Here is a 4,736-nt window from a genome sequence, read left to right as displayed (position 1 = left end):
CACCGAGAGCGAGGGGTCGGTGCCGAGCCACGTCCCGCGAACGGAGGCGACGACGGACTCGTAGCCGACCGCCGACCCGACCCACCACGCGACGGCGAGCGCGAGCGCCGGGCTCGCCAGCACGACGAGCAGCGAGAGGTCGGTCCGGCGCCCGAGCAGGACCGCCCGGAGCGGCCCGGTCACGAACCGCTTTGCGGGGCCGGAGAGCAGTTCGCCGGCGCGCCGCCGCCCGCGGCTCCACAGCTCGCGGCTGCGGCGGAGCACGCGGCGGAGCAGTCGCCGGAGGAAGCGGTACGTCGTGACGGCGGCGTCGAGCAGCCGTTGTACGAGCAACGCCAGCGTAGAGACGGCCGTGTCGGTGACCGACTGGAGGGACGGTCGATCGGGGCGCATACTCCCCGGTTCGGGGCACTCTGCCTTAGTTGTTGGCGAGCGTGACCGTCGCCCAACCGGCGGGGGCGTCCCCCACCGTCGGACTCATTTGGTTCGGCGCCGACGGTCGGGCCATGGACGACAGCCAGCGGGCGTTCCTCGACGAACTGCTCACGACGCCGAGCCCCTCCGGGTTCGAGACGCGCGGCCAGCGAGTCTGGGTCGACTACGTCTCCCAGTTCGCCGACCGCGTCGAGACCGGCCCGTACGGGAACGCGGTCGCGGTCCACGAGGGCGACTCGGCCGTCGACACCGAGTTCGCCGTGGGCGGCCACGCCGACGAGATCGGGTTCATCGTCCGGGACATCCTCGACGATGGGTTCCTCCGGATCAGCCGCGTGGGCGGCTCGGACCGCACGGTGTCGAAGGGCCAGCACGTCACGGTCCACGCCGACGACGGGCCTGTACAGGGCGTGATCGGACAGACCGCGATCCACCTGCGGCAGGGCGACGAGGAGTACGAGGACATCAGCGAGCAGTTCGTCGACGTGGGCGCCGAGGACGACGACGACGCCGAGGAGCTCGTGTCGATCGGCGACCCGGTGACGTTCTCCTCGGAGGTCGAGGAGCTGGCGAACGGTCGCATCGCGGCCCGCGGCGTGGACAACCGCGCCGGGACGTGGATCGCTGCCGAGGCGCTCCGCCGCGCGGCCGAGGCCGGCGCCGACGCGACCGTCTACGCCGTCTCGACGGTGCAGGAGGAGGTCGGCCTGAACGGCGCCCGGATGGTCGGCTTCGACGTTGACCCGGACGCCTACGTCGCCGTCGACGTGACCCACGCGACCGACAACCCCGACGTGGCCGGCAGCGCGCGCGGCCCCGTCGAGCTCGGTGAGGGGCCGGTCGTGGGTCGGGGGAGCACGAACCACCCGAACCTCGTGGAACTGGCCCGCGAGTCCGGCGACGACGAGGACGTGGACTACCAGCTACAGGCCGCCGGGAGCCGTACCGGTACCGACGCAGACGGCGTGTTCACCCAGAAGGGCGGCGTGCCGTCGCTGAACGTCGGCATCCCGAACCGCTACATGCACACGCCGGTCGAGGTCGTGGACGTGGCGGATCTGGACGCCGTGGCCGATCTCTGTGCCGCCATGGCCGAGCGCGCCGGCGAGCACGCGCCGTTCGAAGTCCGGATCTGACGCCGCTCACTCCGTCGATCCGGGCCGTCTCGTGGACGCCATCGCGGCAGCGCTCAGCAGACAGACGGCGGCGGCGGCCGCGCTGACGTGAGTGCCGCCACCGGTCGCGGCGGCGACGACGATGCCGGCGCCGCCAAACACGATCAGGAGGCCCAACACCACGCGGATCGTCCCGTCCCGGTTCATACGGTCCCCTTGGTTCGGGCAGTCCAAGAACGTTTGTCCCCGGGGACCCTCCGGCGCTACATCACCGCGAAGTAGTAGTAGCCGCCCGCGGCGAGGGCGATCACCAGCGCCAGCGCGACGAACGGGACGACCTTCCGGGCCGCGGACTTCGGGTAGGAGTCGGCGTGGAGGCTCCCGCCCACGTCGAACAGCTCGTAGCTGTCGCCGTCGTACTCGTAGCTCACCTTCCGGGTCCGGATGGCCCGCGTCTCTACCTCCTCACGGTACACCGTCGGCTCGTCGTCGTCGGGGTCGGCGGGGACGCCGTCGGCGACCGTCTCGATGTCGACACGGTCGCCGGTCTTGTGGCGGAACCACCGGAACTTCGCGCCGCGGTCGTCGTCGAGGTTGTACCCCTCGTCGGGCTCGAACTCCAGCGTCCCTTGGGTCGTGCGGTACACCTCGCGCTCACCCTCGCACGTGCTACAGGTGACGGTCGCGCTGCCGCCACAGCGGTCACAGACGACCTCCGTCGAGCCGCCGCAGTTCGAACACCGGAAGTCGCCGGAGCCGTTGCAGTCACGACACGTCAGCTTCCCGGCGCCGCCGCAGTCCCGGCACTGTCTGGCGTCGTCGCCGCTGCCGACGCTGCCGTTCCCGCCACAGGTCTGACACCGGAGCGTCCCGCTGCCCGAACAGGCCGAACAGCTCTCGCGCCCGCTGCCCGAACAGGTGGGACAGCTCATCTTCCTCGTGCCCGAACACTTCGGGCAGGTCACGTCGCCGGACCCGCTGCAGGTGGTACAGGTCTCGACCCTCGCGCCGCCGAAGTCGACGAAATCGACCGTCTTCTCCTCGAACTCCGCCGGCGCCGCCTCGTAGCGCTCGGCGGCACGCACGTACTCCCCACCCTCCGAGGGCGCCTTACTCGGCGGCACGACCAGTTCCTCGACGTCCTCGGTCACTTCGAGGTCGCGGACGATGTTCTTGTGGACGTCCCACTCCTCGAAGTTCTGGATCTCAGCCTCCCCGTCGAGGTCGTCGACGACCTTCCAGCTCTCGCTGAACTCCGCGATCATCTCCTCGGCGACCGCCTCGTCGGAGAGGCCTCCCCCCGCCTCGAAGGCGATGTCGATCCCGTCGTCGTCCGGTGCTCCGCCGTCGTCCGTGGTCTGGTCAGTGCTCATTGGTCGTCGTACACGTCGAAGGCGTCGGTCGAATCGTCCAGTTCCCGCTGTGCGATCAGTGCCGCGCCCCGCTCGGGGGCGTACCGCGAGCCGGTTTTGAGGTGCTCGACGACCCAGCCCGGGGCCAGTTCGTCGGCGAGGTGGCTGCGAACGCCCTCCTCGTAGGCGTCGCCGCCGGGCGTCCGGACGCCGAGCCCGGTCAGGCAGACGGCGCCGATCTCTTCGAAGCGATAGCCGGAGTCGTCGATCATCGTTATCACGTTGTGGGCCGTCTGCTCGACGAGCTCGGTGACCTCCCGCTCGACGGCGTCGGCGAACACCGGCACGTCGATCTGGGTGTCCGCGAGCTCGACGGTGGCGAGCTTGTCCGTCTCTCGCCCGGTGAGTCCCGCACGCACCTCCCGAACCGTCGGGAGGAGCTGCGCCCACAGCTCGATCGGGACGTCGTCCTCGTCGACGTCGAGCGCCGTGGCGAGGGTCTCTTCGGCGAAGATGTTGTCGACCAGCTGGGAGCCGCCGTCGACCGTGACCCGGTCCTGCACCCGGACCCGGTCCTCGGCGGCGTTGACCTCCACGATCGCGGTCGTGGTGTCGAACAGCCCGATCTCGGCGACCGCGACCGGGTGTGGCTCCGGAGGGTATCGCCCGTGAGCGTGCTCCAGCCCGCGGGCGACCGCGGACGCCACGTCGGTCCGGACGAGGCTGACCGGCTCCACCCGCGACCCGCCGGCACGCCGGGCTAGCCGCTTCGCGGCGTCGTCGACGTACCGCCCCGGAACCGCGACGACCGTCTCGCCGTCCCACTGCTCGTGTTCGGCGGCCAGTTCGCCCGCCAGCGCGTCGACGATCCCGTCGAAGTCGTCCTGGATCGACACGTCGACTCCGACCGGGGTGTCCTCGACGTCAACCGCGGGCGTGTCGAACAACAGCCCCTCGATCACCGCCTCGAACCCGGTCGACAGGTCGGGGTTCGCCCCGTCGCCCCGCGTCAACGGGACGGGCTCGCCCCCGGCGTACTGTCGAACGTCGTCGAAGTCGTCGTCGACCGACGCGGTCGCGGCGCGGAGCGCGACGAACTCGAACGCCATCCCCGCGGCCGTCGGCGTCGGACCGGTATCTCGACTGAACAGTCCCATGCCCGATCGTACATGGGTAGAAACCAATAGGTCACCTCCCGAGCAAATTGCTCACGCCCTGAACACCGCGGATTCGCCACGGGGCGTCGCCGATAAATCAATAAGTTGTCAGTTAGGTCGCGGGGACGGGACCGCTCCGAGCTACCCGACGAGCAGCCACGCGGCAACGAGCGCCGCGCCCGCGAGCAGCAGCGTCCCGAGCGCGTAGCCGGCCGCGAGCCCGCGCCGCCCCGACTCCCACGCCCGGACCGTCTCGACCGAGAACGAGGAGAACGTCGTGAACGCGCCGCAGACGCCCGTTCCGAACAGCAGCACTGCCGTCTCTCCCGCACCGGCGAACGTGAGCAGGCCGAGCGCGAACGTGCCAAGCGCGTTGACCGCGAGCGTCGCCGCCGGGAACGGCGCGTCGGCGTCCGCCAGCGCACACCCGACTGCGTACCGCAGCGTCGCGCCGAGGGCACCGCCGAGACCGACGAGCAGCGGCGCGGGGAGGCTCACGCTGTCTCACCCCCGTCCGCGCGGTCGACGATCCGCCGTCCGAGCGCGAGGCCGACCCCGGCGGCCGCGAACCCCAACACGTAGGTCGCGACGACGTTTCCGATCAGGAGAGCGTGCGAGCCGGCCGTCGCCGACTCGACGGCGAACGTCGAGTAAGTCGTGAAGGAGGAGAGAAACCC

The 4,736-nt window shown here is 70.8% G+C and carries 6 protein-coding genes and 1 pseudogene; 1 reads left to right on the top strand and 6 read right to left on the bottom strand.

The annotated features are described in order from the left end of the window. Positions 1–393, bottom strand: a pseudogene (locus ACFR9S_RS01585) (hypothetical protein); the annotation flags it as partial. 113 nt (positions 394–506) lie between these two features. Between ACFR9S_RS01585 and ACFR9S_RS01580 the strand changes: the two are divergent. Then, complete coding sequence (locus ACFR9S_RS01580; protein ID WP_379817887.1) at positions 507–1,571, top strand: M20/M25/M40 family metallo-hydrolase; 1,065 nt, start codon at positions 507–509, stop codon at positions 1,569–1,571. Positions 1,572–1,577: 6 nt separating this feature from the next. Here ACFR9S_RS01580 and ACFR9S_RS01575 read toward each other — a convergent pair whose 3' ends face one another. From ACFR9S_RS01575 to ACFR9S_RS01555, 5 genes are all read right to left on the bottom strand, one after another. Continuing rightward, complete coding sequence (locus ACFR9S_RS01575) at positions 1,578–1,757, bottom strand: hypothetical protein (protein WP_379817885.1); 180 nt, start codon at positions 1,755–1,757, stop codon at positions 1,578–1,580. Between the two features lie 56 nt (positions 1,758–1,813). Further along, complete coding sequence (locus ACFR9S_RS01570; protein ID WP_379732432.1) at positions 1,814–2,923, bottom strand: hypothetical protein; 1,110 nt, start codon at positions 2,921–2,923, stop codon at positions 1,814–1,816. Further along, positions 2,920–4,059, bottom strand: a complete 1,140-nt coding sequence (locus ACFR9S_RS01565; RefSeq protein WP_379817883.1) for an Hsp70 family protein — start codon at positions 4,057–4,059, stop codon at positions 2,920–2,922. The genes ACFR9S_RS01570 and ACFR9S_RS01565 overlap by 4 nt, the downstream gene beginning before the upstream one ends. A gap of 141 nt (positions 4,060–4,200) precedes the next feature. After that, positions 4,201–4,557 carry a fluoride efflux transporter CrcB gene (gene crcB / locus ACFR9S_RS01560; protein WP_379817881.1) on the bottom strand — a complete coding sequence of 119 codons (357 nt, stop codon included), beginning with the start codon at positions 4,555–4,557 and terminating at the stop codon, positions 4,201–4,203. After that, a partial coding sequence (locus ACFR9S_RS01555) for a fluoride efflux transporter FluC (RefSeq protein WP_379817879.1) occupies positions 4,554–4,736 on the bottom strand: 183 nt, incomplete at its 5' end. The genes crcB and ACFR9S_RS01555, both read right to left, overlap by 4 nt.

It is taken from the genome of Halolamina salina (assembly GCF_042678005.1).
GTDB lineage: Archaea > Halobacteriota > Halobacteria > Halobacteriales > Haloferacaceae > Halolamina > Halolamina salina.
This window is presented reverse-complemented; position numbering and strand designations above follow the sequence as displayed.

What these genes read in the sequence shown, in the direction of transcription:
- ACFR9S_RS01575 (WP_379817885.1), bottom strand. Translation starts at nt 1,757, where the DNA reads ATGAACCGGGACGGGACGATCCGCGTGGTGTTGGGCCTCCTGATCGTG.
- ACFR9S_RS01565 (WP_379817883.1), bottom strand. Translation starts at nt 4,059, where the DNA reads ATGGGACTGTTCAGTCGAGATACCGGTCCGACGCCGACGGCCGCGGGG.
- ACFR9S_RS01580 (WP_379817887.1), top strand. Translation starts at nt 507, where the DNA reads ATGGACGACAGCCAGCGGGCGTTCCTCGACGAACTGCTCACGACGCCG.
- ACFR9S_RS01570 (WP_379732432.1), bottom strand. Translation starts at nt 2,923, where the DNA reads ATGAGCACTGACCAGACCACGGACGACGGCGGAGCACCGGACGACGAC.